The sequence below is a fragment of the Lelliottia wanjuensis genome, from assembly GCF_030238365.1.
GTDB classification, from domain to species: domain Bacteria; phylum Pseudomonadota; class Gammaproteobacteria; order Enterobacterales; family Enterobacteriaceae; genus Enterobacter; species Enterobacter wanjuensis.
Genome location: NZ_JASSOT010000061.1, coordinates 1 through 25,076 on the forward strand (window position 1 = coordinate 1; position 25,076 = coordinate 25,076).

At 53.8% G+C, this 25,076-nt stretch carries 26 protein-coding genes and 1 other annotated feature; of the genes, 12 read left to right on the top strand and 14 right to left on the bottom strand.

Annotation, left to right across the window (positions count from 1 at the left end; translation table 11 throughout):
* Window positions 1–496 precede the first annotated feature (496 nt).
* The 3 genes from clpB to rluD all read right to left on the bottom strand — a co-directional run bounded on the left by clpB (window position 497) and on the right by rluD (window position 4,908).
* Entirely contained in the window at window positions 497–3,070 is a 2,574-nt protein-coding gene (gene clpB / locus QQF33_RS11725) for an ATP-dependent chaperone ClpB (protein WP_282494242.1), read from the bottom strand.
* A gap of 129 nt (window positions 3,071–3,199) precedes the next feature.
* Window positions 3,200–3,931 carry a purine nucleoside phosphorylase YfiH gene (yfiH, locus tag QQF33_RS11730; RefSeq protein ID WP_285150021.1) on the bottom strand — a complete coding sequence of 244 codons (732 nt, stop codon included), beginning with the start codon at window positions 3,929–3,931 and terminating at the stop codon, window positions 3,200–3,202.
* On the bottom strand, window positions 3,928–4,908 hold the full coding sequence (rluD, locus tag QQF33_RS11735) for a 23S rRNA pseudouridine(1911/1915/1917) synthase RluD (protein ID WP_282494240.1): 981 nt from the start codon (window positions 4,906–4,908) through the stop codon (window positions 3,928–3,930). The genes yfiH and rluD overlap by 4 nt, the downstream gene beginning before the upstream one ends.
* Window positions 4,909–5,038: 130 nt before the next feature.
* On the opposite strand from rluD, the gene bamD reads away from it, so the two are divergent.
* The 4 genes from bamD (at window position 5,039) to pheA (ending at window position 7,806) form a co-directional block, all read left to right on the top strand.
* Window positions 5,039–5,776, top strand: coding sequence for an outer membrane protein assembly factor BamD (gene bamD / locus QQF33_RS11740; RefSeq protein WP_095282962.1), 738 nt, complete (start codon window positions 5,039–5,041; stop codon window positions 5,774–5,776).
* Window positions 5,777–6,045: 269 nt separating this feature from the next.
* Window positions 6,046–6,387, top strand: coding sequence for a ribosome-associated translation inhibitor RaiA (raiA, locus tag QQF33_RS11745; RefSeq protein WP_095282963.1), 342 nt, complete (start codon window positions 6,046–6,048; stop codon window positions 6,385–6,387).
* A gap of 103 nt (window positions 6,388–6,490) precedes the next feature.
* Window positions 6,491–6,616, top strand: a sequence feature (Phe leader region).
* Window positions 6,492–6,539 carry a pheA operon leader peptide PheL gene (gene pheL, locus QQF33_RS11750; protein ID WP_261628237.1) on the top strand — a complete coding sequence of 16 codons (48 nt, stop codon included), beginning with the start codon at window positions 6,492–6,494 and terminating at the stop codon, window positions 6,537–6,539. It overlaps the preceding feature by 48 nt.
* A gap of 29 nt (window positions 6,617–6,645) precedes the next feature.
* Window positions 6,646–7,806, top strand: a complete 1,161-nt coding sequence (pheA, locus tag QQF33_RS11755; RefSeq protein WP_282494239.1) for a bifunctional chorismate mutase/prephenate dehydratase — start codon at window positions 6,646–6,648, stop codon at window positions 7,804–7,806.
* Here the strand turns inward: pheA and QQF33_RS11760 are convergent.
* The 3 genes from QQF33_RS11760 to aroF are packed head-to-tail and all read right to left on the bottom strand — an operon-like array spanning window position 7,803 to window position 10,938.
* Window positions 7,803–8,675: an SMP-30/gluconolactonase/LRE family protein gene (locus tag QQF33_RS11760; protein WP_285150024.1), complete on the bottom strand. Its 873-nt coding sequence runs from the start codon at window positions 8,673–8,675 to the stop codon at window positions 7,803–7,805. The two genes, pheA and QQF33_RS11760, sit on opposite strands and share 4 nt — an antisense overlap.
* A 60-nt stretch (window positions 8,676–8,735) precedes the next feature.
* The gene (gene tyrA, locus QQF33_RS11765; protein ID WP_285150025.1) at window positions 8,736–9,857 is read right to left on the bottom strand and encodes a bifunctional chorismate mutase/prephenate dehydrogenase; all 1,122 of its coding nucleotides are present in this window, start codon (window positions 9,855–9,857) and stop codon (window positions 8,736–8,738) included.
* 10 nt (window positions 9,858–9,867) lie between these two features.
* Window positions 9,868–10,938 carry a 3-deoxy-7-phosphoheptulonate synthase AroF gene (gene aroF / locus QQF33_RS11770; RefSeq protein WP_282494236.1) on the bottom strand — a complete coding sequence of 357 codons (1,071 nt, stop codon included), beginning with the start codon at window positions 10,936–10,938 and terminating at the stop codon, window positions 9,868–9,870.
* A gap of 212 nt (window positions 10,939–11,150) precedes the next feature.
* Here aroF and QQF33_RS11775 point away from each other — a divergent pair, with 212 nt between their 5' ends.
* The 4 genes from QQF33_RS11775 to QQF33_RS11790 all read left to right on the top strand — a co-directional run bounded on the left by QQF33_RS11775 (window position 11,151) and on the right by QQF33_RS11790 (window position 13,920).
* The gene (locus QQF33_RS11775) at window positions 11,151–11,525 is read left to right on the top strand and encodes a DUF2799 domain-containing protein (RefSeq protein WP_282494235.1); all 375 of its coding nucleotides are present in this window, start codon (window positions 11,151–11,153) and stop codon (window positions 11,523–11,525) included.
* Window positions 11,526–11,672: 147 nt separating this feature from the next.
* Entirely contained in the window at window positions 11,673–12,206 is a 534-nt protein-coding gene (locus QQF33_RS11780) for a YfiR family protein (RefSeq protein ID WP_390888473.1), read from the top strand.
* Window positions 12,199–13,419: a diguanylate cyclase DgcN gene (gene dgcN, locus QQF33_RS11785; RefSeq protein WP_282494233.1), complete on the top strand. Its 1,221-nt coding sequence runs from the start codon at window positions 12,199–12,201 to the stop codon at window positions 13,417–13,419. Before QQF33_RS11780 ends, dgcN begins: the two co-directional genes overlap by 8 nt.
* A gap of 15 nt (window positions 13,420–13,434) precedes the next feature.
* Window positions 13,435–13,920, top strand: a complete 486-nt coding sequence (locus tag QQF33_RS11790) for an OmpA family protein (RefSeq protein WP_285144988.1) — start codon at window positions 13,435–13,437, stop codon at window positions 13,918–13,920.
* A gap of 4 nt (window positions 13,921–13,924) precedes the next feature.
* Here the strand turns inward: QQF33_RS11790 and QQF33_RS11795 are convergent, their stop codons facing one another.
* The 7 genes from QQF33_RS11795 to ffh all read right to left on the bottom strand — a co-directional run bounded on the left by QQF33_RS11795 (window position 13,925) and on the right by ffh (window position 19,388).
* A complete protein-coding gene (locus tag QQF33_RS11795) occupies window positions 13,925–15,292 on the bottom strand; it encodes a PepSY-associated TM helix domain-containing protein (protein ID WP_285157853.1) in 1,368 nt (455 codons plus the stop codon).
* A gap of 57 nt (window positions 15,293–15,349) precedes the next feature.
* The gene (locus QQF33_RS11800) at window positions 15,350–15,754 is read right to left on the bottom strand and encodes a DUF2946 domain-containing protein (protein WP_285157854.1); all 405 of its coding nucleotides are present in this window, start codon (window positions 15,752–15,754) and stop codon (window positions 15,350–15,352) included.
* Window positions 15,755–15,883: 129 nt separating this feature from the next.
* The gene (gene rplS, locus QQF33_RS11805; protein ID WP_095282974.1) at window positions 15,884–16,231 is read right to left on the bottom strand and encodes a 50S ribosomal protein L19; all 348 of its coding nucleotides are present in this window, start codon (window positions 16,229–16,231) and stop codon (window positions 15,884–15,886) included.
* A 44-nt stretch (window positions 16,232–16,275) separates the two neighbouring features.
* On the bottom strand, window positions 16,276–17,043 hold the full coding sequence (trmD, locus tag QQF33_RS11810) for a tRNA (guanosine(37)-N1)-methyltransferase TrmD (RefSeq protein ID WP_282494229.1): 768 nt from the start codon (window positions 17,041–17,043) through the stop codon (window positions 16,276–16,278).
* 31 nt (window positions 17,044–17,074) lie between these two features.
* Window positions 17,075–17,614: a ribosome maturation factor RimM gene (gene rimM / locus QQF33_RS11815; protein ID WP_100779247.1), complete on the bottom strand. Its 540-nt coding sequence runs from the start codon at window positions 17,612–17,614 to the stop codon at window positions 17,075–17,077.
* Between the two features lie 15 nt (window positions 17,615–17,629).
* Complete coding sequence (gene rpsP / locus QQF33_RS11820; protein ID WP_014171249.1) at window positions 17,630–17,878, bottom strand: 30S ribosomal protein S16; 249 nt, start codon at window positions 17,876–17,878, stop codon at window positions 17,630–17,632.
* A 148-nt stretch (window positions 17,879–18,026) separates the two neighbouring features.
* Window positions 18,027–19,388, bottom strand: a complete 1,362-nt coding sequence (ffh, locus tag QQF33_RS11825; RefSeq protein WP_154128876.1) for a signal recognition particle protein — start codon at window positions 19,386–19,388, stop codon at window positions 18,027–18,029.
* Between the two features lie 166 nt (window positions 19,389–19,554).
* Between ffh and QQF33_RS11830 the strand changes: the two genes are divergently transcribed.
* On the top strand, window positions 19,555–20,346 hold the full coding sequence (locus QQF33_RS11830) for a cytochrome C assembly family protein (protein WP_282494228.1): 792 nt from the start codon (window positions 19,555–19,557) through the stop codon (window positions 20,344–20,346).
* Window positions 20,347–20,364: 18 nt separating this feature from the next.
* On the top strand, window positions 20,365–21,654 hold the full coding sequence (locus tag QQF33_RS11835; protein WP_100779245.1) for an HlyC/CorC family transporter: 1,290 nt from the start codon (window positions 20,365–20,367) through the stop codon (window positions 21,652–21,654).
* Window positions 21,655–21,703: 49 nt separating this feature from the next.
* Here the strand turns inward: QQF33_RS11835 and grpE are convergent, their stop codons facing one another.
* Window positions 21,704–22,297, bottom strand: a complete 594-nt coding sequence (gene grpE / locus QQF33_RS11840) for a nucleotide exchange factor GrpE (protein WP_285157855.1) — start codon at window positions 22,295–22,297, stop codon at window positions 21,704–21,706.
* 121 nt (window positions 22,298–22,418) lie between these two features.
* On the opposite strand from grpE, the gene nadK reads away from it, so the two are divergent.
* Window positions 22,419–23,297 (top strand): NAD(+) kinase, encoded by an 879-nt coding sequence (nadK, locus tag QQF33_RS11845; RefSeq protein WP_015960089.1) that lies wholly within the window; start codon window positions 22,419–22,421, stop codon window positions 23,295–23,297.
* Between the two features lie 85 nt (window positions 23,298–23,382).
* Entirely contained in the window at window positions 23,383–25,044 is a 1,662-nt protein-coding gene (gene recN, locus QQF33_RS11850; protein ID WP_285154561.1) for a DNA repair protein RecN, read from the top strand.
* Window positions 25,045–25,076: the final 32 nt, after the last annotated feature.

Here is a 25,076-nt window from a genome sequence, read left to right on the forward strand (position 1 = left end):
GCCAGCGTTCAATCTGAGCCATGATCAAACTCTTCAATTTAAGTTTGATGCTCGTGAATTAAACTTCGTAATGAATTACGTATGTTCACTCAGAGACTTTGGTATTCATTTAGCGTCTTGCGACGTTTAGAATCCATGTCACTTTGAGTGCCCACACAGATTGTCTGATAAATTGTTAAAGAGCAGTGCAACGCGGCTTTCGCTCACCGTTGCGAGGTCCCGTATAATACGTTTTCCTCATTCAGAGTCAAGCGTTTAATTTCGCTTTTCTCTGTCGGCGTTCATCGCTGAACCCCTGCTGCTACGGCGGCTTGCGTGCCGTTGTTCCGTGTCAGTGGAGGCGCATTATAGGGAGTTATTCTGTGGCTGCAAGTGTAAATCAGAAAATAATGACTAACTGCTCACTTTCCAGGCAAATCATATCCCAGACATTGAGTTTCGCCTGGTTTTTAAACAAAAACGAGCCCCGGAGGGCTCGTTTTTCAGGTTTTGTGAATTACTGCACGGCCACAATTCGGTCTTCGTTCACTTCGAGACGAATGACTTTCCCTGGAATCAGCTCCCCGGAAAGGATTTGCTGTGCCAGTGGGTTTTCGATCTGCTGCTGGATAGCACGTTTCAGAGGACGCGCCCCGTAAACCGGATCGTAACCATTCGCACTTAACAGTTTCAGCGCGTCGTCGGAGATATGGATCTCGTACCCACGCTCTTCGAGACGTTTATACAAACGCTGCAACTGAATCTGCGCAATAGAAGCAATGTGTTTTTCCCCAAGCGGGTGGAACACGACCACTTCATCAATACGGTTAATGAACTCCGGACGGAAGCTATGGCTAACCACGCCCAGCACCAGATCTTTCATATGACCGTAATCCAGCTCACCGAAACGTTCCTGAATCAAATCGGAACCCAGGTTCGAGGTCATGATCACCACGGTGTTGCGGAAATCGACCGTTCTCCCCTGCCCGTCAGTCAGACGACCATCGTCCAGAACCTGCAGCAAGATGTTGAAAACATCCGGATGCGCTTTTTCCACTTCATCTAACAAGATGACGGAATAAGGACGACGACGAACCGCTTCAGTCAGGTAACCCCCTTCTTCATACCCGACATATCCTGGAGGCGCACCGACCAGACGCGAGACGGAGTGTTTCTCCATAAACTCGGACATATCGATACGCACCATCGCGTCGTCGCTATCGAACATAAAGTTCGCCAGAGTTTTACACAGTTCGGTCTTACCCACACCGGTCGGCCCCAGGAACAGGAACGAACCAATCGGACGATTAGGATCGGACAAGCCCGCGCGGCTACGACGAATCGCATTCGATACCGCTTCGACGGCTTCATCCTGGCCGATGACACGGTGATGGAGATCATGCTCCATACGCAGCAGTTTTTCGCGTTCACCTTCCAGCATGCGGGCAACCGGGATCCCCGTCCAGCGCGCCAGTACATCGGCAATTTCCACATCCGTCACTTTATTACGCAGCAGACGCATGGTTTTGCCTTCTGACTGCGTCGCCATCTCCAGCTGTTTTTCCAGTTCCGGAATTTTGCCGTACTGCAGCTCAGACATACGCGCCAGGTCGCCCACGCGACGCGCCTGCTCAATGGCAATTTTCGCCTGCTCAAGCTCAGCCTTGATCGTCTGGGTGCCCGAAAGCGACGCTTTCTCAGCTTTCCACTCTTCTTCTAATTCGGAATACTGACGCTCTTTGTCGTCCAGCTCCTCATTGAGCATATCCAGACGTTTTTTACTCGCCTCATCAGACTCTTTCTTCAGCGCCTGCTGTTCAAGCTTGAGCTGAATGATCCTGCGGTCGAGTCTGTCGAGCTCTTCCGGTTTCGAGTCTATCTGCATGCGAATGCTGGATGCCGCTTCATCAATCAGGTCGATGGCTTTATCCGGCAGTTGCCTGTCAGCGATATAGCGATGAGACAATGTGGCAGCCGCCACAATCGCCGGGTCCGTAATCTGCACATGGTGATGCAACTCATAGCGCTCTTTCAGACCACGCAAGATTGCGATGGTGTCTTCCACCGTCGGTTCAGCCACGAACACTTTCTGGAATCGACGTTCCAGCGCGGCGTCTTTTTCAATGTACTGGCGATACTCATCGAGCGTAGTCGCGCCGACGCAGTGCAGTTCACCGCGAGCCAGAGCCGGTTTCAGCATGTTCCCGGCGTCCATTGCGCCATCGGCTTTACCGGCACCGACCATGGTGTGCAATTCGTCGATGAACAGAATGACATTCCCTTCCTGTTTCGACAGATCGTTAAGCACGCCTTTTAAACGCTCTTCGAATTCACCGCGGTATTTTGCCCCCGCCACCAGCGAACCCATATCCAGCGCCAGCACTCGGCGGCCTTTCAGCCCTTCCGGCACTTCGCCGTTGACAATACGCTGGGCCAGACCTTCGACGATGGCAGTTTTACCGACGCCCGGTTCCCCAATCAGTACCGGGTTGTTTTTAGTACGACGCTGCAGTACCTGAATGGTACGGCGAATCTCTTCGTCACGACCGATCACCGGATCGAGCTTGCCTTGTTCCGCACGCTCAGTCAGATCGACCGTATATTTTTTCAAAGCCTGACGTTGGTCTTCGGCTCCCTGATCGTTCACGCTTTCACCTCCACGCATTTTTTCAATCGCCTGAGTCACACTGGCGGTTGTCGCACCGGATGATTTCAGCAGATCGGTCAGCGTACCGCGTGATTCAAGCGCCGCCAGAACAAAGAGTTCCGACGAGATAAAGTTGTCCCCACGTTTTTGCGCCAGCTTGTCGCAAAGATTCAGCACGCGCACCAGATCCTGAGAAGGCTGAACATCCCCACCGGTGCCTTCCACCTGTGGCAGACGGCTCAGTGCCTGATCGATAGCCGTGCGCAGCTCGCCAGCATTAATGCCAGCAGACGTAAGTAAAGGACGTACCGATCCCCCTTCCTGATTCAGCAAGGCGCTCATTAAATGAAGAGGTTCGATAAATTGGTTGTCGTGCCCCAGTGCGAGAGACTGGGCATCGGCGAGAGCAAGCTGGAATTTATTAGTAAGACGATCCAGACGCATAACTCCTCCCATAACAGGTCAAATTTGCTACTGGAGATTAAATGAGGTCATCCCTCAATTATTCAAGGTTAATGACCTGAATTATGCGAAAAGAAAACGGCGCGTGCCGGATCGTCTTGATTCGTTAGGTTATATCAGCCAAATGAAACTTGCCATACGACCTGTGGTTTTGTCGCGACGATAAGAGAAAAAATCACCCTTTTCGGTGAAGGTACAGCGATCGCCACCGAAGATCTGCGTCACACCGACATTGCCCAGACGCTGACGGGCAAGCTGATAGATATCGGCCAGATATTTATCCCCTGTCGGTTGGAACGCGCTGACGGCTTGCGGATCTTGTTCGATAAAGGCTTCCCGCACTTCAGGGCCGACTTCAAAAGCCATCGGACCGATGGCCGGACCGAGCCATGCGATGATATTGCCTGGAGCATCATCAAAGCAGGCGACCGTCTCTTCCAGCACACCCGCGCACAGCCCCCGCCATCCGGCATGGGCTGCGGCCACTTCGGTGCCCGCACGGTTACAAAACAGAACCGGCAAACAGTCGGCGGTCATCACGGCACAAACTGTCCCGGGCGTATTGCTGTAGGATGCATCGGCGCGTTTAGAAGCATAGGGTTCCCCCGTCAGCTTCAACACATCTTTGCCGTGCACCTGCTCAAGCCATACGGGTTTTGACGGCAAATTCCCTGCCGCAAACATGCGCTTGCGATTCTCTTCAACGTCTTCAGGGTTATCACCACAGTGAGCCCCCAGATTCAATGACGCCCATGCATCGTGACTCACGCCACCCACACGGGTTGAGCTACAGGCTGCCACGCCTGCAGGAATTGGCCACTCCGGGACAATCAGTTTGGTCATAACCAGTCCACTTTATCCTTATGTTCTTCAAAGTCTGCGCGCATCGCAGCGATGAGATCGACCATATCCTGTGGGATTGGCGCATGCCATTCCATTTCGATACCGGTGATCGGGTGATAGAGACGCAGCATCGTTGCATGCAACGCCTGGCGGTCGAATTTACGCAGAGTGCTGATAAACTCTTCCGATGCGCCCTTCGGCGGACGCGGACGGCCACCGTAAACCTGATCGCCCACCAGCGGATGGGTGATATGGGACATGTGCACACGGATCTGGTGAGTACGGCCCGTTTCCAGACGCAGACGCAGGCGCGTATGAATGCGGAAATGTTCCATGATGCGGTAGTGCGTTACCGCTGGTTTCCCCATCGGATGCACCGACATATGGGTACGTTTGGTCGGGTGACGGCTGATCGGCTCTTCTACCGTGCCGCCGGACGTCATGTGACCAATCGCCACGGCCTCATATTCACGGGTGATTTCACGCAGCTGCAGCGACTCCACCAGACGGGTCTGGGCAGGGACTGTTTTCGCGACCACCATCAAACCGGTGGTGTCTTTATCCAGACGGTGAACGATGCCCGCACGCGGTACGTCAACAATCGGCGGATAATAATGAAGCAGCGCATTCAGTACGGTGCCATCAGGATTACCGGCGCCAGGATGCACGACCAGGCCGCGCGGTTTGTTGATCACCAGAATGTCGTCATCTTCATAGACGATTTCTAACGGGATATCCTGCGCCTCGAAGCGGACTTCTTCTTCTATTTCAGCATTGATGGCGACGGCTTCCCCACCTAACACTTTCTCTTTTGGCTTGTCCCATACTTTGCCGTTAACCAGCACGCGCTGGTCAAGAATCCATTCTTTTATGCGTGAACGCGAATAATCAGGGAACATTTCGGCCAAAGCTTGATCTAAGCGTTGACCGAGCTGATTTTCGGAGACTGTTGCGGTGAGTTCTACTCGTTGTGCCATAGACTGCTTCTTCGTTTAACGTTGGGTTTTACGGCTTTGCCGTATAATATAGTGTGCTATTGTAGCTGGTCTTAATCGGGAGCAGGAAAGAGATTCTCCCGGACAAACATTTGAGGAAAGTCAAAACGTCATGACGCGCATGAAATATCTGGTGGCAGCGGCCACGTTGAGCCTGGCTTTGGTGGGCTGCTCCGGTTCAAATGAACAGGTCCCTGACAATCCGCCGAATGAAATCTATGCGACTGCACAACAAAAACTGCAGGACGGTAACTGGAAACAGGCGATAACGCAACTGGAAGCGCTGGATAATCGTTATCCATTTGGTCCGTATTCCCAACAGGTACAATTAGATCTCATCTACGCCTACTACAAAAATGCCGATCTGCCGCTGGCTCAGGCTGCCATCGATCGCTTCATCCGTCTGAACCCGACTCATCCGAACATCGATTATGTCATGTACATGCGCGGCCTGACCAACATGGCTCTGGATGACAGTGCTCTGCAGGGTTTCTTCGGTGTTGATCGTTCTGACCGTGACCCGCAGCACGCGCGTGACGCCTTCAATGACTTCTCCAAGCTGGTGCGTGGCTATCCGAACAGTCAGTACATCACCGATGCCACCAAGCGTCTGGTGTTCCTGAAAGATCGTCTGTCCAAATATGAGTACTCCGTCGCTGAGTATTACACGCGTCGTGGTGCATGGGTTGCCGTGGTTAACCGCGTCGAAGGCATGCTGCGTGATTACCCGGATACCCAGGCCACTCGCGATGGCTTGAAGCTGATGGAAAACGCATACCGTCAGATGCAGATGAACGCGCAGGCTGAAAAAGTCGCGAAGATCATTGCCGCTAACAGCAGCAATACCTGATCGTTCCCCAAATGCAAAACGGCAGCCCAAGGGCTGCCGTTTTTTTATCCATTATGGTCACTCGCAGAAGCGGTTTCGTACCGACCAATCCTATCAACTATGGCCGCAATTCCTGAGTTCGACAAGGTAAAATTCGCCTGTTCCTGTCTTTCCTCACAAAAAAGCTTCCTTGACAAAAAGTGACAAAATAACGTGATTTAGATCACACATTTTGACATTAGGACAGGTATGCTGGAATCACCAAGACGGAAAGACAAGAGGTAAAATTTATGACAATGAACATTACCAGTAAACAAATGGAAATTACTCCGGCAATCCGCCAGCACGTCGCAGACCGTCTCGCCAAACTGGATAAATGGCAAACTCATTTGATTAACCCGCATATCATTCTGTCTAAGGAACCACAGGGTTTTACCGCTGACGCAACTATCAATACTCCTAACGGCCATCTGGTCGCCAGCGCGAAACACGAAGATATGTACACCGCTATCAACGATTTGATCAACAAGCTGGAACGGCAGCTCAATAAAGTGCAACACAAAGGCGAAGCCCGTCGTGCCACCACCTCGGTGAAAGACGCAAGCTATGCCGAAGAAGTTGAAGAAGAGTAATCCTTTAAATTGAGTGTCCCGCTAACGCGCCTCCGGGCGCGTTTTTTATTGACAGGATGAAAACAGTACGGGTACTTTAAAGGTCTCAATCACAGGATGAACTCATGACACACACTCCGTTTTTCTTCGCATTCTTTTTTACCTTCCCCTGAATGGGAGGCGTTTCGTCGTGTGATAAAGAATGCGAAGACGAACAACAAGGCCTCCCACACCGGGGGGCCTTTTTTATTGATAACAATAAACGAAATAGGCAACGCTATGACATCGGAAAACCCGTTACTGGATCTGCGAGTAAAAATCAGCGCACTGGATGAAAAACTGCTGGCGCTGCTGGCCGAACGCCGTACCCTGGCCGTCGAAGTGGGCAAAGCCAAGCTGGACTCCCACCGCCCGGTACGCGACATCGATCGTGAGCGCGATCTGCTGGAGCGACTGATCGAGCTGGGTAAAGCACACCATCTTGATGCCCACTACATCACTCGCCTGTTCCAGCTGATCATCGAAGATTCCGTCCTGACCCAGCAAGCGCTGCTGCAACAACATCTGAATAAAACCAATCCGCACTCCGCGCGCGTGGCATTCCTCGGACCAAAAGGCTCTTACTCGCATCTGGCGGCGCGCCAGTATGCCGCCCGCCATTTCGAAGAGTTCATTGAAAGCGGCTGCGCGAAATTTGCCGATATCTTTAATCAGGTCGAAACCGGACAAGCGGACTATGCCGTCGTGCCGATCGAAAACACCAGCTCCGGCGCCATTAACGATGTCTATGATCTGCTCCAGCACACCAGCCTGTCGCTGGTTGGCGAGCTGAACATTCCGATTGATCACTGCGTACTGGTTTCTGGCTCAACCGATCTCAGCCAGATCGATACGGTCTACAGCCATCCGCAGCCGTTCCAGCAGTGCAGCCAGTTCCTGAATCGCTATCCGCACTGGAAAATTGAGTACACCGAAAGTACCTCAGCGGCGATGGAAAAGGTGGCGCAGGCGAACTCTCCACGTGTTGCCGCGCTCGGCAACGAAGCGGGCGGCGCGTTGTATGGCCTGCAGGTACTGGAGCGCAACCTGGCGAACCAGACGCAGAACATTACCCGCTTCGTGGTACTGGCGCGTAAAGCGATTGATGTGTCCGACCAGGTTCCGGCGAAAACGACGCTGCTGATGGCAACCGGCCAACAGGCAGGTGCCCTGGTTGAAGCCCTGCTGGTGTTACGTAATCACAATCTGATCATGACCAAGCTGGAATCCCGTCCGATTAACGGGAATCCATGGGAAGAGATGTTCTATCTCGATATCCAGGCCAACCTGAAATCAACGTCCATGCAGAACGCCCTGCGCGAACTGGGCGAAATCACCCGCTCAATGAAAGTACTGGGCTGCTATCCGGGCGAAAACGTGGTGCCGGTCGATCCGGTTTAACGTTCGACAAGCCGGCTTTTCTTCATCCCTGCCACGCTGACGGGCAGGGTGAAGATCGCCCCGGAGAGCGGATAGTCCGCCACTTCCTGACTATCCATATTTTCGCGCGTAGTGGTGATAAACAGCGTTTTCATCTCATTGCCGCCAAAACAGACCATCGTCGGGCAACGCACCGGCAGGCGATACTCTTCCAGCTGTTCGCCCTGCGGGGAAAATCGCGCAATACGCCAGCCATCAAACAACGCGCTCCAGTAACAGCCCTCGACATCCATCGCTGCCCCATCAGGAATGCCCTCGCCCTCCTCGAACCGGCGAAACACCTCACGCGCCCCCGGCTCGCCCTGCTCATTCAGCGGCGTACGGTAGATCACGCGATTCGGCGTGTCGGAGGTGAACATCCACCGTTTGTCCGGACTAAACGCGAGGCCGTTGTGCCCGTGAATATCACACTGAATCACTTTCGGCGTCAGGTCGTTATCAATGCGCATCAGCATCGCGCCGTTGTAATCGCCCGGCCCCCAAAACGTGCCGGCATAAAAACGCCCGAGGTGATCGGTTCCGCCATCGTTAAAACGAGCCAGCTGAGGATTCGACGGGTTATCGCAGACTTTACGCTGGAGCAGGCCATGCTTATCCGTCAGCCAGATCGCGTTACGCATCGCGACGATAAACCCGCCCTTTTCGCGTATGGCAAAACAGCCGACCTCTTCATGGAAGGAGAGAACAGAGTGTTGACCAGAAGAGAGATGATAGCGATGAATTTCGCCTTCCAGAATATCGGCCCAATAGAGCGCATTCTCGCTCTCGCTCCAGGTCGGGCATTCCGGTAAGTGCCCGGTGTAATCGAATAAAACCTGCGGTTCAGCCATGACAAATCCCCAAAATAAAAAAAGCCAGCAGTGCTGGCTTTTAGTATATACATCATCGGATTACTGGCGACTATCGTTCGCCTGGCGTAACAGGGTACGGCTCTCGCTCTGGAAGCGCTTCGCGTAATCGCCGAACCAGTGCTCCACCTTGCGGAAACTGTCGATAAACGCCTGCTTATCGCCCTGCTCCAGCAGCGCTATCGCTTCACCAAAGCGCTGGTAGTAGCGTTTGATCAGCGCCAGATTATTCTCTGACGACATAATAATGTCCGCATACAACTGCGGATCCTGGGCAAACAGACGCCCGACCATCGCCAGCTCCAGGCGGTAAATCGGCGAGGAGAGCGCCAGCAACTGCTCCAGCTGCACGTTCTCTTCCGCCAGATGCAGGCCGTAAGCGAAGGTCGCAAAGTGGCGCAGCGCCTGAATGAAGGCCATGTTCTGATCGTGCTCTACCGCGCTGATGCGGTGCAGACGTGCGCCCCACACCTGAATCTGTTCCAGGAACCACTGGTACGCTTCCGGTTGACGACCGTCGCAGTAGACCACAACCTGTTTCGCCAGACTGCCGCTGTCCGGGCCGAACATTGGGTGCAAGCCCAGCACCGGCCCGTTATGGGCTGCCAGCATCGCCTGCAGCGGTCCGTTCTTCACGGAGGCCAAATCCACCAGAATGCAATCTTCCGGCAGAGGCGGAAGTTTGCCGATAATCTCTTCGGTCACATGAATCGGCACGCTGACGATCACCATGCCCGCATCGGCCATCAGCTCTGGCGCACGCGCCCAGTCTTCTTTTTCAAGAATGCGCACCTGGTAGCCAGAAAGCGTCAGCATCTTCTCAAACAGACGCCCCATCTGACCGCCGCCGCCGACGATCACCACCGGACGCAGCGACGGACAGAGGGTTTTAAAGCCCTTATCGTTTTCGCTGGAGTAGGATTCACGCATCACGCGACGCAGGACATCTTCAATCAGATCGGGAGAAACGCCCATCGCCTGGGCCTCATGACGTCGGGATGCCAGCATCGACGCTTCGCGCTCTGGCACGTAAATCGGCAAACCGTATTTACTTTTGACTTCCCCGACTTCAGCAACCAGTGACATCCGGCGCGCCAGCAAATCCAGCAGCGCCTTATCCACCTCATCAATTTGATCGCGTAGTGCGGTCAATTCTGCAACCATAACAAACCTCTTAAGCCAGACGCGTCGCCAGCTGGCCGTTCAAATCTTTGTGGATCTCACGCAGCAGCGCGTCAGTCGCTTCCCAACTGATGCACGCATCCGTGACGGAGACGCCGTGTTTCATGGCGCTGCGCGGCTGTTCGGATGACTGATTACCCTCGTGGATATTACTCTCAATCATCAGACCGATAATCGAACGGTTGCCATCTTTGATTTGCGCGACAACGGATTCCGCTACCGCAGGCTGGCGACGGTAATCTTTATTGGAGTTACCATGGCTGCAATCTACCATCAGAGCCGGGCGCAGTCCCGCCTGTTCCATCTCTTTTTCGCACTGTGCAACATCTGCCGGGCTGTAGTTTGGAGCTTTACCGCCGCGCAGGATCACGTGACCATCCGGGTTGCCCTGAGTTTGCAGCAGGCAAACCTGGCCGGCCTGGTTGATCCCGACAAAACGGTGCGGCATCGCCGCAGCGCGCATGGCGTTGATCGCCGTTGCCAGACTTCCGTCAGTGCCGTTCTTAAACCCAACCGGCATCGACAGACCAGAGGCCATCTCGCGGTGAGTCTGTGATTCTGTGGTGCGCGCACCAATCGCGGACCAGCTAAACAGATCGCCCAGGTATTGCGGGCTGTTCGGATCGAGCGCTTCAGTCGCCAGCGGCAGCCCCATGTTCACCAGCTCCACCAGCAGACGACGCGCGATCTTCAGACCGGCTTCCACATCAAACGAGCCATCCATGTGCGGATCGTTAATCAATCCTTTCCAGCCCACGGTGGTACGAGGTTTTTCAAAATAGACGCGCATGACCAGGTAGAGGCTATCGCTGACCTCCTCTGCTAATGCTTTAAATCGACGAGCGTATTCAATCGCGGTTTCAGGATCGTGTATGGAGCAAGGCCCGCATACCACCAGCAGACGCGGATCGCGACCGGCAATGATGTTGGAGATGGTCTGGCGGGAGTGCTCGATCTGCGCTTCCTGTTCAGAGCTCAGCGGGAATTCCTGCTTCAACTGATCGGGCGTGATCAAAACCTGTTCGTCGGTAATATGTACGTTGTTCAGCGCGTCTTTTTGCATGATGGCGATCCTGTAATGCTCGTTTGCGATAGTGGTTTCCTCGATGAGGTGAACACACAATATCATACCTAGTAAAGATTTCAATCCAAAATACGTAAACATTACGTTACATTAGGCACTTTAAGGCAAAAAACATTCGATTAATCCGTAAACTTAAAATTACACAACGATTCTCTCTTGCCAGGCTATGCTCAAGAAAAAGGAGAATGATTATGCGTCCAACGGTTTTCGCCTTGCTGGCACTATTTTTGACAGGCTGTCAGATTAACCCCTACACCTTCCAGCCCACCTGGACGGGCACCAGCTGGTTCACGGCCGGTAAAGAAGATGCCATGAATGGCGTGTCGATCAAAAGTAACGAAACCCTCGCCGATAATTTCAACGATCCTGACGTTGATCGTAACGAATACCTGCGTGGCTATGCCGACGGGCAGAAAAAAATATGCACTGAGGATTTTGTCTACGCCTGGGGAGTATCCGGGAAAGTATTTCCTGCGAGCTGCGATACAGCAGAAAATGCAGACCTGTTACGCAAATCCTGGCAAAAAGGAATGGATGAAGGGATGCGCGGCTCACGGCTTAATTAATTTAATAACATAACCATTTCATTTAGTTGCGAATAAGATTTAACTTAAGTCACCAAAAATTCCACATAATGACTGTTCAGGTAAACAATGGTATTCTGCCCGCAATATTTAAGGACATATATTTCCAGAGCGGTATGGCGGATTCTGGTGAGACATTTTTTTACGTTCCCTTTGTGCCACCTCATTCTGGCGCTCACGTTATGCCTTGTCGGCGGACAGACTTTCGCCGCAGCCATGACAGAAAAAGACAAGTCAGTGCGTTCCATCGTTTCTGGCATCGTCAGCTACACACGTTGGCCGTCGCTTTCTGGCCAGCCTAAGCTCTGCATCTACTCGTCGTCCCGTTTTACACAGGCGCTCAGCGACAGCGGCTCTGCGGCGTTACCCTACGTTCCGCTGATTGTTCACAATGAGACTGAGGCATTAAATGCCACCTGCGATGCCGTTTATTTTGGAAATGAATCGCCTGCTAATCAACTTCAATTATTCAGGAATTATCAGGGCCGGGCGTTACTATTAATCGCCGAACAAAACCCGGAATGCGTTATTGGCAGTGCTTTCTGCCTGATAATTAATGAAGAAACAGTGAGATTCTCCGTCAATCTGGATGCCCTGTCTCGCAGTGGCGTAAGAGTGAATCCGGATGTGTTAATGCTTGCCCGGAATAAGAAGCATGAATAAGGAACTTTCTACAACGCCACGCCCAACGTTTAAAAGAACGCTGCAGCGTATTAGCATGATTAGCGTGGTTATTACCATGACGCTAATATGGTTATTATTGTGTATTGCTTCGGTTGTGACGCTGAAACAATATGCGCAAAAAAATCTCGAATTAACCAGCGCCACCATGAGCCGCAGCCTGGAAGCGTCGTTAGTCTTTAATGATGCGACTGCCGCCAGCGAAACGCTTGCGACGCTGGGGAAACAGGGCCAGTTTTCCGTCGCCGAGGTGCTCGACGCCCGCCGCAATCAGTTTGCCTATTGGTCGTGGAACCCTGACGAGAATACCGACACGCTGAGCCCCCTGGTCAGCCGCTGGCTGTTCCCTGTCCCGGCAACCCAGCCCGTCATGCATAACGGCAAGGTTATCGGGGAAGTTCGCATCACCGCGCGCGACAGCCTGATCAGCCACTTCATCCTGACCTCATTTGCCGTCCTGACGGGATGTATTCTCTTCGCCGCCTTTGTGGCGTTGACCATCACCCGCTCTTTGCATGACGGGATCGTCACGGCGCTGCAAAACATCACCGACGTGGTGCATGACGTCAAAACGAACCGTAATTTCGCGCGTCGTGTAGAAGACGAGCGCATCGAAGAGTTTCACCGCTTTGGTCTGGACTTCAACAGCCTGCTCGATGAAATGGAAGAGTGGCAGCTCAAACTGCAGGCGCGGAACGCACAGCTGATGCGCACGGCGATGCACGATCCGCTGACCGGGCTGGCTAACCGCGCCGCTTTTCGCAGCAGTATTGCGGCGCTGATGAACGACTCTTCCGCCCAAATGAATTCCGCCCTGTTGTTCCTGGATGGCGACAACTTTAAGCAGATCAACGACACCTGGGGTCACGCGGCGGGCGATTGCGTGCTGATTGAAGTGGCCAGCCGTATGGTGGAGTTTGGCGGGAAACGTTATCAATCTTACCGTCTGGGCGGCGATGAATTTGCCATGATCCTCTACGGCATTCACTCCCCGGAAGACGTTCAGCAGATCTGCACTGCGCTTTCGCAGAAATTCCTTCTGCCCTACGACCTGCACAACGGGCATACGGCAAAAATGTCACTCAGCATTGGATTTGCTCTGGCGTGGGAAAATACCTCCGTTGAGGCATTACTGGAGCAAGCCGACCGCAATATGTATCAGGTGAAACACCAGCGTCCAACATTAATTTCGTAAAAAAAGGAACACGTTATGTTAAGGCGATATCTCGCTCCAGTCTTACTGGCCTCAACGATTCTGGCAGGCTGCCAGGCACCGCCTCAGGGTAAATTCAACGCAGAACAGATCGCGGCGATGAAATCCTACGGTTTTAACGAAATGAACGGCGACTGGTCCCTCGGCCTGTCGGCCAAAATCCTGTTTGGTAAAAACGAATATCAGCTACGACCGGAGAGCGAGCAGCAGATCCAGACCATGGCGACCAGACTGGCCGCAACGGGCCTGGTCCACGCGCGCATGGACGGACATACGGACAACTACGGTGAAGAGAGTTACAACGAATCCCTCTCTTTAAAACGCGCTAACGTCGTGGCAGATGCCTGGGCGAAAGGGGCCAATATTCCGCGCAGCAACCTCACCACGCAGGGATTAGGTAAAAAGTACCCGGTCGCCAGTAACGCAACCTCACAAGGACGCGCTGAAAACCGCCGCGTTGCGGTAGTCATCAGCACGCCTTAGGCCATTATTTGGTGGATTCAGACAGGGACAGAATCGACTGCGCGCGCCAGCGCAGCCAGTCAATCAGCACGAAAAAGGCCAGACTGAACCCCATCACCGGCATCATCATTCCCAGCATCACGCTGATAAACAGCGTCACTCCTCGCCCGCTGGCGGGGAGTGCCAGCCAGCACTGGCAGAGCGTGAGCACCGGATTCCCTGCGGCCTGCGCCGGACGACGCATCCACCACATCCGATATCCCCATGCGATCAACACGCACAGCCCTGCACCGAAGACGATCAGGACCAGCTGATTCACCAGGCCAAACAGGATCCCCATATGGAAATCCACGCCCCAACGCGTTAGTTTTGCCATCAGCGGAAAGTCCGCAAAACGCGTCTGATCGAGGATCTGCATCGAATGCGGATCAACGGCAACGGCATCGACCTGCGTTGGCCAACCCCTGTCGATCTCAGTGACGGTCCATGCCTTGTCTGAACTTTTCGCGGGGCGAATTTCGAGTTTGTTCGCATCAATCCCGGCATTTCTCGCCGCGTGCAGGACGTTATCAAACAGCGTCAGATCCATCGCCATTTCAGGCATCATCATCCCGCCGTGATGCCCGCGATGTTCGGCGTGAGGATCAACGTCTGCCGCGGGACCGTGCAGCTGAGTGTTCACCTGCGGCGTCAGCCAGTTCATTTGCGTGCGCAGCTTATCGACGTTTCCACCCGCCCACTGCGACCAGGTCAGTCCGGTGGCCGAAAACAGCAACATGCCACCCAGCAGCCCCCAGCCGAGCGCGACGTGCACACGACGGCGATTCTGGAACCTGTTATTGATGCGCCGCTTCGGACGGGTGTAAAACCACAGTGCAATTCCGCCCAGAGCTGCGATCCACATCCAGGAGGCGGCCAGCTCGCTATACAGCCGCCCAACATCCCCCAGCATCAGCGAGCTGTGCAGATAGTCGATTTTCTGGCGCAGCGGTAAAATTCCGCTGGTGCCGTAGACCGTGATATCGCCGCGAACCTCCAGACTCACCGGATCGATGAAAATCGCCCGGTTTTCCGACGGTCCAAGCATCGGGTCGGCAAACATCACCCGCGTGGTTTCACCGCCGATAAGACCCGGCCGCACGGCCTGCAGGCGCAGGTCTTCCCCAATCGCTTTTTCTGCCACCGCAATTTGCTCAGCCAGCGGTTGAGCTTCCCCGACGGTGTCGGTATGAAGCGCATGTTGATACAACCTATTTTCGAGCTGCGGCGTCGCCACATAGAGCGTACCCGTCAGCGCAGCGAAAAAAATGAACGGGCCGACAAACAACCCGATATAAAAATGGAGGCGTCGCAGCAGGTTTCCCCATGCTGCGCGTGGCGTAATGGCAGTCATACTTTTCCTTTGTGCAGGCAAAACGTTATCGATGCGCAAAAGCGCATTCTTTATGGTTTACAGGGAAAGAGCAGACAGCAGCGGCGGAGCGCGGGTATCAGGATACAACCAGGGGAAAAAGTGCCAGTGACTGACCGCCTGTCGCGGTGGTTTCACGCGCTGGCGCAGTAATACCGCGCACAGCAGCACAATCAGCGCCAGCATCACGCCCGGCACATGGGCCAGAAGCACACAATAGCCACAGGCTTCGGCGTGATCGAGCGGCATTGAGTGCGACGTCTCGCCATGATGCTCAGCCATCGACATCTGGCTCATATCATGGTGCATCCCCGGCATCGCACTCATGGGATCTTTTTGTAGCGAAATGGAAATGAGAGGTGCCACCACGATCAGCAGGATCGCAAACAGCGCGGTCCAGGCCGCTGCGCGTTTCAAGGCTGACTGATGCAGTGCGTTATTCACTTACCCTCCGCTAGAGAGCGGGTATTGTAAATGATTTATGACGAGAGGGTTAACAAGCGGAGCGGATTTAGATAAAAAAGGGCCGGCCTTGCGGCCAGCCCTTTTAACAGGATGTTGCTTAAGCGAGTCTTAGTTCAGACGCTCTTTGATACGAGCAGACTTACCAGTACGCTCACGCAGGTAGTACAGTTTAGCTTTACGTACAGCACCACGACGTTTGACAGTAATGCTGTCAACTACTGGAGAGTGAGTCTGGAAGACACGCTCAACACCTTCGCCGTTGGAAATTTTACGAACAGTGAATGCAGAGTGCAGACCGCGGTTACGAATAGCGATAACCACGCCCTCGAATGCCTGCAGACGTTTTTTGGAACCTTCAACAACCCATACTTTCACTTCCACGGAATCACCCGGACGGAATGAAGGTACGTCCTGCTTCATCTGCTCTTGTTCAATTTGCTTAATAATGTTGCTCATAATTTAATCTCTTATCCTGGGTAAACTGATATATCGGGAGCGTATTACGCTTGCCCATCATGTTTATGTTGCTGTTGTGCGTGCTCTTTTTTGAACTCCGCCAGCAACCTTACTTGCTCTTCAGTCAGAGCCAGGTTTTCCAGAAGTTCAGGTCTTCTAAGCCAGGTTCGGCCCAGCGACTGCTTCAAACGCCAGCGACGTATCTCGGCATGGTTCCCCGACAGCAATACCGCCGGTACTTCCATCCCTTCTAACACTTCAGGGCGGGTATAGTGTGGGCAGTCCAGCAATCCATCAGCAAAAGAGTCTTCTGTTGCTGAAGCTTCATGGCCCAGTACACCCGGAATAAACCGGGCAACGGAGTCAATCAGCGTCATTGCCGGTAACTCACCACCGCTGAGAACGTAATCGCCGATTGACCATTCTTCATCAATTTCGGTCTGAATTACGCGCTCATCTATCCCTTCATAGCGACCACATACCAGAATCAGTTTCTGATTCGTGGCCAGTTCGCTTACGCCCGCTTGATCAAGCTTGCGTCCCTGAGGTGACAGATAAATCACCTTCGCGCCTTCACCTGCCGCGGCTTTTGCTGTATGGATCGCATCCCGTAAGGGTTGCACCATCATTAACATCCCCGGTCCGCCGCCGTAAGGACGTTCGTCCACGGTACGGTGCCGGTCATGCGTGAAGTCACGAGGACTCCAGCTTTCGATGTTCAGCAGGCCTTTTTTTACTGCCCGGCCAGTTACCCCGTAATCAGTAATCGCGCGGAACATTTCAGGAAACAGGCTAATTATGCCAATCCACATAGCGCCGTCTTTTACCGTTTATCCGGAGAATTTAAAAACCAGGATCCCAATCTACTTCGATAGTTCGCGTAGTGAGATCGACTTTCTTGATAACCTGCCCATCGAGGAACGGAACCAGCCGCTCCTTGATGCCAAATGCATCTTTCAGGTTTGCCTTAATGACGAGAACGTCATTTGACCCGGTTTCCATCATGTCGATGACTTTGCCCAGGCCATAGCCTTCAGTGGTGACCACCTGGCAACCCATAAGGTCTTTCCAGTAGTAATCACCCTCTTCCAGCGAAGGCAGCTGCGATGAATCGACGACAATTTCGCAATTGGTCAGCAGATTCGCCGCATCGCGATCGTCAACGCCTTTCAGCTTGATCACGATATCCTGATTGTGGTGACGCCAGCTTTCCAGCTCGACCGCTTCCCACTTACCACCTTTCTGGATAAACCAGGGCTGGTAGTTAAAAATGCTTTCAGCGTCTTCAGTGGAGGAAAACACTCTGAGCCAACCACGGATACCGTAGCAAGAACCCATTTTTCCCAATACGATCGGTTCAACAGGTGCTTTATTGCTCATCATGACCACCGTGACAGATTAAGCTGCTTTGTTTGCTGCTTTGATAAGCGTAGCAACGCGATCGGAAACAGTAGCGCCCTGGCCAACCCAGTGAGCGATACGATCCAGATCCAGACGGGTTTCTTCTTCAGAACCGCTAGCGATCGGGTTGAAGAAACCAACGCGCTCAATGAAGCGACCGTTGCGTGCATTACGGCTGTCAGTCACAACAACCTGGTAGAACGGACGCTTTTTTGCGCCGTGACGTGCTAAACGAATAGTTACCATAACATCCTCTTGTGTGAATAAAACACAGGGCCCCATCGAGGAACGGAGCCCAGTGTCATATTAAAAGCCCGAAAATTTTACTGATTTCTGGGGAAAATGCAATCAACAGTTACTCAGTCTGCTGTAAATGGCAGGCAAGCCAGGCCAATCAGCGGCCCGGGAAGCCTGGGGGCATCATTCCCTTCATGCCACGCATCATTTTCGCCATTCCGCCCTTCTTCATTTTCTTCATCATGCGCTGCATGTCGTCGAACTGTTTCAGAAGGCGGTTAACATCCTGCACCTGCATGCCGCAACCGGCGGCGATGCGGCGTTTGCGCGACCCTTTGATGATTTCAGGCTTCGCACGCTCTTTCAGCGTCATCGAGTTGATGATCGCCTCCATACGCACCAGCACTTTGTCATCCATCTGCGCTTTCACGTTATCAGGGATCTGGCCCATGCCCGGCAGTTTGCCCATGAGGCTTGCCATGCCGCCCATGTTTTTCATCTGGCGGAGCTGCTCGAGGAAGTCGGTCAGATCGAAACCGTCGCCTTTTTTCAGCTTGCTCGCCAGCTTCTCAGCCTGCGCGCGGTCAACCTTGCTTTCGATATCTTCGATCAGCGACAGCACGTCGCCCATGCCGAGAATACGGGAGGCGATACGGTCCGGGTGGAACGGCTCCAGCGCTTCGGTTTTCTCGCCGACACCGAGGAATTTAATCGGCTTACCGGTGATATGACGAATAGAGAGCGCCGCACCGCCGCGGGCGTCACCGTCCACTTTGGTCAGCACGACACCGGTTAACGGCAGCGCTTCGTTGAACGCTTTCGCGGTATTCGCCGCATCCTGACCGGTCATCGCATCGACAACAAACAAGGTTTCAACCGGATTAATCGCGGCGTGAACCTGTTTGATTTCGTCCATCATCGCTTCGTCGACGTGCAGACGACCGGCGGTATCCACCAGCAGCACGTCGTAGAATTTCAGCTTCGCTTCTTTCAGCGCTGCATTGACGATATCCACGGGCTTCTGGGCAACGTCGGATGGGAAGAAGTCCACGCCGACCTGCTCTGCCAGGGTTTCAAGCTGTTTGATCGCCGCCGGGCGATAGACGTCGGCAGAGACCACCAGCACTTTTTTCTTGTGCTTTTCGCGCAGGAACTTACCCAGCTTACCAACGCTGGTGGTTTTACCCGCACCCTGCAGACCGGCCATCAGCACCACCGCAGGTGGCTGCGCGGCCAGGTTCAGGACCTGGTTCTCTTCGCCCATTGCCGCAACCAGTTCGTTGCGAACAATTTTGACGAACTCCTGACCCGGGGTCAGGCTCTTGTTCACTTCATGACCAACCGCTTTCTCTTTTACGCGGCTGATGAACTCGCGCACAACGGGCAGCGCCACGTCGGCTTCGAGCAACGCCATGCGCACTTCGCGCAGCGTTTCTTTCACATTGTCTTCGGTAAGGCGCCCACGGCCGCTGATGTTGCGCAGCGAGCGCGACAAACGATCGGTTAAATTATCAAACATTGTCTCTCGCCTGAGGTAGAAACGTTAGGTCGCGACAGCGACACGTACATAGAATTTTGCCGGAGTATAACATGAAGGCGTCTTTGTTGTTATGCAACGGTTGGAGCGCGCGTCACGTAACGTTATACTGCTTATCTTTCTTATTAAGACAACTGTCGACGCCTATATGCCTGTTTTCGCACTGATCGCCCTTGTTGCCTACTCTTGCAGCCTTGCGCTGATTATTCCTGGCCTGCTGCAAAAAAACAGCGGCTGGCGGCGCATGGCTATTTTGTCGGCAGTGATCGCCCTGGTCAGCCATGCGTTTGCGCTGGAATCGCGCATTATTCCGGGCGACGGCAGCGTACAAAACCTGAGCGTTCTCAACGTTGGCTCGCTGGTCAGTCTGATGATCTGTACGGTGATGACCATTGTCGCCTCCAAGAATCGCGGCTGGCTGTTACTGCCGATTGTCTACGCCTTCGCGCTGATCAACCTGGCGTTCGCCACCTTCGTTCCCAATGAATTCATCACCCACCTGGAAACCACACCGGGCATGATGGTGCACATCGGTCTGTCGCTCTTCTCTTACGCGACGCTGATCATTGCGGCGCTCTACGCGATGCAACTGGCGTGGATCGACTACCAGCTGAAAAACAAAAAACTGGTTTTCAACCAGGAAATGCCGCCGCTGATGGTCATTGAGCGTAAGATGTTCCACATCACGCAGATCGGTGTGGTGCTACTGACGCTGACGTTGTGTACGGGTCTGTTTTATATGCAAAATCTGTTCAGCATTGAGAATATCGATAAAGCGGTGCTCTCCATCATTGCGTGGTTTGTCTATATTGTCCTGTTATGGGGCCATTATCATCAGGGCTGGCGCGGTCGTCGCGTCGTCTGGTTTAACGTAGCGGGCGCTGGCATCCTGACGCTGGCCTATTTTGGCAGTCGCGTCATACAGCAGTTCGTCGGCTAAGCAACAAAGGAGTTCCCCCTGGAACACATCTCCACCACCACGCTGATCGTTACGCTGATCGTCATGGTGGTTATCTCCGCCTATTTCTCAGGTTCGGAAACCGGCATGATGACCCTCAACCGCTACCGGTTACGTCATCGCGCTAAACAGGGCAACCGTGCCGCCCGACGCGTCGAAAAGCTGCTGCGTAAACCCGATCGCCTGATTAGCCTGGTGCTGATCGGCAACAACCTGGTCAATATTCTCGCCTCTGCGCTCGGTACCATCGTCGGGATGCGTCTTTACGGCAACGCGGGTGTCGCCATTGCCACCGGCGTTCTGACCTTCGTCGTCTTAGTGTTTGCGGAAGTCCTGCCAAAAACCATTGCCGCACTTTATCCCGAGAAAGTCGCCTATCCGAGCAGCTTCCTGCTGGGACCGCTGCTGATCCTGATGATGCCCCTGGTGTGGCTACTGAACATGGTCACGCGCCTGCTGATGCGCATGGTCGGCATTAAAGCCGACGTGGTGATCAGCAGCGCGCTGAGCAAAGACGAACTGCGCACCATCGTACACGAATCCCGCTCGCAGATTTCTCGCCGCAATCAGGACATGCTCCTGTCGGTGCTGGATCTCGAAAAAGTGAGCGTTGACGACATCATGGTGCCGCGCAATGAAATCGTCGGGATTGATATCAACGACGACTGGAAAGCCATCGTCCGCCAACTGACCCACTCCCCCCATGGCCGCATCGTGCTTTATCGTGATTCACTCGACGACGCCATCAGCATGCTCCGCGTACGCGAAGCCTACCGCCTGATGACCGAGAAAAAAGAGTTCACCAAAGAGGTGATGCTCCGCGCCGCCGATGAGCTTTACATCATTCCCGAAGGCACACCGCTGAGTACCCAGCTGGTTAAATTCCAGCGCAATAAAAAGAAAGTCGGCCTGGTGGTCAACGAGTATGGCGATATTCAGGGGCTGGTAACGGTCGAGGATATTCTGGAAGAGATTGTCGGTGATTTTACGACGTCAATGTCGCCATCGCTTGCCGAAGAGGTCACGCCGCAAAACGACGGTTCGGTGCTGATCGACGGGAGCGCCAATGTGCGTGAGCTCAACAAAGCCTTCAACTGGCACCTGCCGGAAGACGACGCTCGCACCATCAACGGTATGATTCTGGAAGCACTGGAAGAGATCCCGGCGTCCGGCACCCGTGTGCGCATCAGCCAGTACGATATTGATATCCTGGACGTGCAGGACAATATGATCAAACAGGTGAAAGTTATCCCGGTCAAACCGCTGCGGGATAGCGTGGCCGAACGGTAATGTTGTAGGCCGGGTAAGCGCAGGCGCCACCCGGCACTACAGCGGCAAATTACGCCTTCGCTTTCGCGACAGTCACCATCGCGGCACGGATCGTACGACCGTTCAGCGTGTAACCTTTCTGCATCACAGCCAGCACATTGCCTGCCGTCACCTCTTCAGATTCCACCATCGCAATCGCCTGGTGGACGTTAGGGTCCAGCGCCACGTTGGTATCGGCAACCACTTCCACACCGAACTTACGCACGACGTCGAGCATGGATTTCAGCGTCAGCTCAAGGCCTTCGACCATCGCCGCCATGTCCGGATTGCCTTTATCAGCCACTTCCAGCGCACGATCCAGGCTATCAATCACCGGCAGCAGCTCGTTGACGAATTTCTCCAGCGCGAACTTATGCGCCTTCTCCACGTCAAGCTCAGTACGGCGACGCAGGTTTTCCATTTCCGCTTTGATACGCAGCACGCTTTCGCGCTCGCGATTTTGGGCTTCAGTTAACTGAGCTTCCAGATTCGCAATTTTTTCATCGCGCGGATCCACCTGCTCAGCAGAAGCATCCGGCTCTACAGCCTCAACTTCTTCGTGCTGTTCCATGATAATTTCTTCCGGGGCTTGCCCCTCAGGCGTTTTCTGTTCTTTACTACTCATGAATTTCTCCGCGTTTTTCTGCATTCATCTCGCTAACTTCGCTTATTATGGGGATCAGTTTCCGGGATTCAAGGGAACAAAGCATATTGTCACCATCATTCGGCACAAGGACCTCCAGAAAATGAATAATCATTTCAAGTGTATTGGGATTGTCGGACATCCACGTCACCCTACCGCGCTGACGACACATGAAATGTTGTATCGCTGGCTGTGCGCGAAAGGTTACGAAGTGATGGTGGAGCAGCAAATTGCGCAGGAACTGCAGCTTAAAAATGTGAAGACCGGTACGCTGGCGGAGATCGGCCAGCAGGCGGATCTCGCCGTCGTGGTCGGCGGCGACGGTAACATGCTCGGCGCCGCCCGCACGCTGGCGCGCTATGACATCAAAGTCATCGGCATCAACCGTGGCAACCTGGGCTTCCTGACCGACCTCGACCCCGACAACGCTCACCAACAGCTGGCCGATGTCCTGGATGGTCACTACATCAGCGAAAAACGCTTTCTGCTCGAAGCGCAGGTTTGCCAGCAGGACTGCCAAAAACGGATCAGCACGGCCATCAATGAAGTGGTTCTTCACCCGGGCAAAGTCGCGCATATGATTGAGTTCGAAGTTTATATCGACGAAGTCTTTGCCTTCTCTCAGCGCTCAGACGGCCTGATTATCTCCACGCCGACTGGTTCCACCGCCTATTCCCTTTCCGCTGGCGGACCGATTCTGACACCTTCGCTGGATGCCATCACCCTGGTGCCGATGTTCCCGCATACCCTTTCGGCTCGCCCGCTGGTCATCAACAGCAGCAGCACCATCCGCCTGCGCTTCTCGCACCGCCGCAACGACCTTGAAATCAGCTGCGACAGCCAGATTGCCCTGCCGATTCAGGAGGGGGAAGATGTCCTGATCCGGCGTTGCGATTACCACCTGAATCTGATTCACCCGAAAGACTACAGCTATTTCAACACATTAAGCTCAAAGCTTGGCTGGTCAAAAAAATTGTTCTAAATTTGCATCCAGCACTTTACTGTATATAAAACCAGTTTATACTGTATGAAAATACAGTTATGGTTTTTCATACAGGAAAACAATTATGCTGGCACAACTGACCATCAGCAACTTCGCCATTGTTCGTGAGCTTGAGATCGACTTTCAGAGTGGAATGACGGCCATTACCGGTGAAACCGGTGCAGGTAAATCTATTGCCATTGATGCGCTCGGGTTGTGTCTCGGCGGTCGCGCAGAAGGCGACATCGTGCGTACGGGCGCTAATCGCGCCGATCTCTGCGCGCGCTTTTCCTTAAAAGATACCCCTGCCGCGCTGCGCTGGCTCGAAGTGAATCAACTCGAGGATGGACGTGAGTGTTTACTTCGCCGCGTCATCAGCAGCGATGGGCGCTCCCGCGGTTTTATCAACGGCACAGCGGTTCCTCTCTCTCAGCTCCGCGAGCTGGGTCAGCTTCTGATTCAAATTCATGGCCAGCATGCGCATCAGCAGCTCATTAAACCTGAACAACAAAAAGCCCTGCTTGATGGTTATGCCGGTGAGTACGCGCTCACTCAGCTGATGGCCGAGCACTATCGCCAGTGGCACCAGAGCTGCCGCGAACTGGCACTGCATCAGCAGCAAAGCCAGGAACGCGCCGCGCGCGCTGAGCTGTTGAACTACCAGTTGAAAGAACTCAATGAATTTAACCCACAGCCGGGCGAATTTGAGCAGATTGACGAAGAGTACAAACGGCTAGCGAATAGCGGCCATCTCATTTCGACCAGCCAACAGGCGCTAAATCTGCTGGCTGATGGCGAAGATATCAACCTGCAAAGCCAGCTCTATACCGTGCGCCAGCAGGTCACTGAACTGGTCAGTCTCGACAGCAAGCTGTCTGGCGTGCTCGATATGCTGGAAGAAGCGGCGATTCAGATTTCCGAAGCGGGTGAAGAGTTGCGCCATTACTGCGAACGCCTGGATCTCGATCCGAATCGTCTGTTTGAGCTGGAGCAGCGTATTTCTCGTCAAATCTCTCTGGCGCGTAAACACTACGTCACGCCGGAAGAGCTGCCGAACTATCACCAGTCACTGTTGGATGAACAACAGCAGCTGGACGATCAGGCCGACTCGCTGGAAACGCTCTCTCTGGCGGTGAATGTTCACCATCAGCAGGCGCTGGCTACGGCTAAACAGCTTCACGAAGTGCGTCAGCACTATGCGCAGGAGCTGGGCCAGCACATCACCGACAGTATGCATGCGCTGTCGATGCCGCACGGCGTCTTTACCATTGACGTCAAATTTGAAGTCAATCATCTGACAGCAGAAGGCGCAGACCGCATTGAATTTCGCGTGACCACCAACCCCGGCCAGCCGTTACAGGCCATTTCCAAAGTCGCTTCGGGTGGTGAACTGTCGCGTATCGCCCTGGCGATTCAGGTGATCACCGCGCGTAAAATGGAAACTCCGGCGCTGATTTTCGATGAAGTGGACGTGGGGATTAGCGGCCCGACCGCTGCCGTCGTCGGCAAACTGTTACGTCAGCTCGGCGAGTCAACTCAGGTCATGTGCGTGACCCACCTGCCGCAGGTGGCGGGTTGTGGGCATCATCATTTCTATGTCTGCAAAGAAACCGATGGTGAAATGACGGAAACCCATATGCACCCGCTGGATAAAAAGGCGCGCCTGCAAGAGTTGGCGCGGCTGCTCGGCGGCAGCGAAGTGACGCGCAACACACTGGCGAATGCGAAAGAACTGCTGGCCGCATAAACTTTTTCGGGATCTCAGGGTCATACAGAACA

Coding starts and splice junctions, on each gene's coding strand:
- clpB (WP_282494242.1), bottom strand. CDS start 3,070: ATGCGTCTGGATCGTCTTACTAATAAATTCCAGCTTGCTCTCGCCGAT.
- yfiH (WP_285150021.1), bottom strand. CDS start 3,931: ATGACCAAACTGATTGTCCCGGAGTGGCCAATTCCTGCAGGCGTGGCA.
- rluD (WP_282494240.1), bottom strand. CDS start 4,908: ATGGCACAACGAGTAGAACTCACCGCAACAGTCTCCGAAAATCAGCTC.
- bamD (WP_095282962.1), top strand. CDS start 5,039: ATGACGCGCATGAAATATCTGGTGGCAGCGGCCACGTTGAGCCTGGCT.
- raiA (WP_095282963.1), top strand. CDS start 6,046: ATGACAATGAACATTACCAGTAAACAAATGGAAATTACTCCGGCAATC.
- pheA (WP_282494239.1), top strand. CDS start 6,646: ATGACATCGGAAAACCCGTTACTGGATCTGCGAGTAAAAATCAGCGCA.
- QQF33_RS11760 (WP_285150024.1), bottom strand. CDS start 8,675: ATGGCTGAACCGCAGGTTTTATTCGATTACACCGGGCACTTACCGGAA.
- tyrA (WP_285150025.1), bottom strand. CDS start 9,857: ATGGTTGCAGAATTGACCGCACTACGCGATCAAATTGATGAGGTGGAT.
- aroF (WP_282494236.1), bottom strand. CDS start 10,938: ATGCAAAAAGACGCGCTGAACAACGTACATATTACCGACGAACAGGTT.
- QQF33_RS11775 (WP_282494235.1), top strand. CDS start 11,151: ATGCGTCCAACGGTTTTCGCCTTGCTGGCACTATTTTTGACAGGCTGT.
- dgcN (WP_282494233.1), top strand. CDS start 12,199: ATGAATAAGGAACTTTCTACAACGCCACGCCCAACGTTTAAAAGAACG.
- QQF33_RS11790 (WP_285144988.1), top strand. CDS start 13,435: ATGTTAAGGCGATATCTCGCTCCAGTCTTACTGGCCTCAACGATTCTG.
- QQF33_RS11795 (WP_285157853.1), bottom strand. CDS start 15,292: ATGACTGCCATTACGCCACGCGCAGCATGGGGAAACCTGCTGCGACGC.
- rplS (WP_095282974.1), bottom strand. CDS start 16,231: ATGAGCAACATTATTAAGCAAATTGAACAAGAGCAGATGAAGCAGGAC.
- trmD (WP_282494229.1), bottom strand. CDS start 17,043: ATGTGGATTGGCATAATTAGCCTGTTTCCTGAAATGTTCCGCGCGATT.
- rimM (WP_100779247.1), bottom strand. CDS start 17,614: ATGATGAGCAATAAAGCACCTGTTGAACCGATCGTATTGGGAAAAATG.
- rpsP (WP_014171249.1), bottom strand. CDS start 17,878: ATGGTAACTATTCGTTTAGCACGTCACGGCGCAAAAAAGCGTCCGTTC.
- ffh (WP_154128876.1), bottom strand. CDS start 19,388: ATGTTTGATAATTTAACCGATCGTTTGTCGCGCTCGCTGCGCAACATC.
- QQF33_RS11830 (WP_282494228.1), top strand. CDS start 19,555: ATGCCTGTTTTCGCACTGATCGCCCTTGTTGCCTACTCTTGCAGCCTT.
- grpE (WP_285157855.1), bottom strand. CDS start 22,297: ATGAGTAGTAAAGAACAGAAAACGCCTGAGGGGCAAGCCCCGGAAGAA.
- nadK (WP_015960089.1), top strand. CDS start 22,419: ATGAATAATCATTTCAAGTGTATTGGGATTGTCGGACATCCACGTCAC.
- recN (WP_285154561.1), top strand. CDS start 23,383: ATGCTGGCACAACTGACCATCAGCAACTTCGCCATTGTTCGTGAGCTT.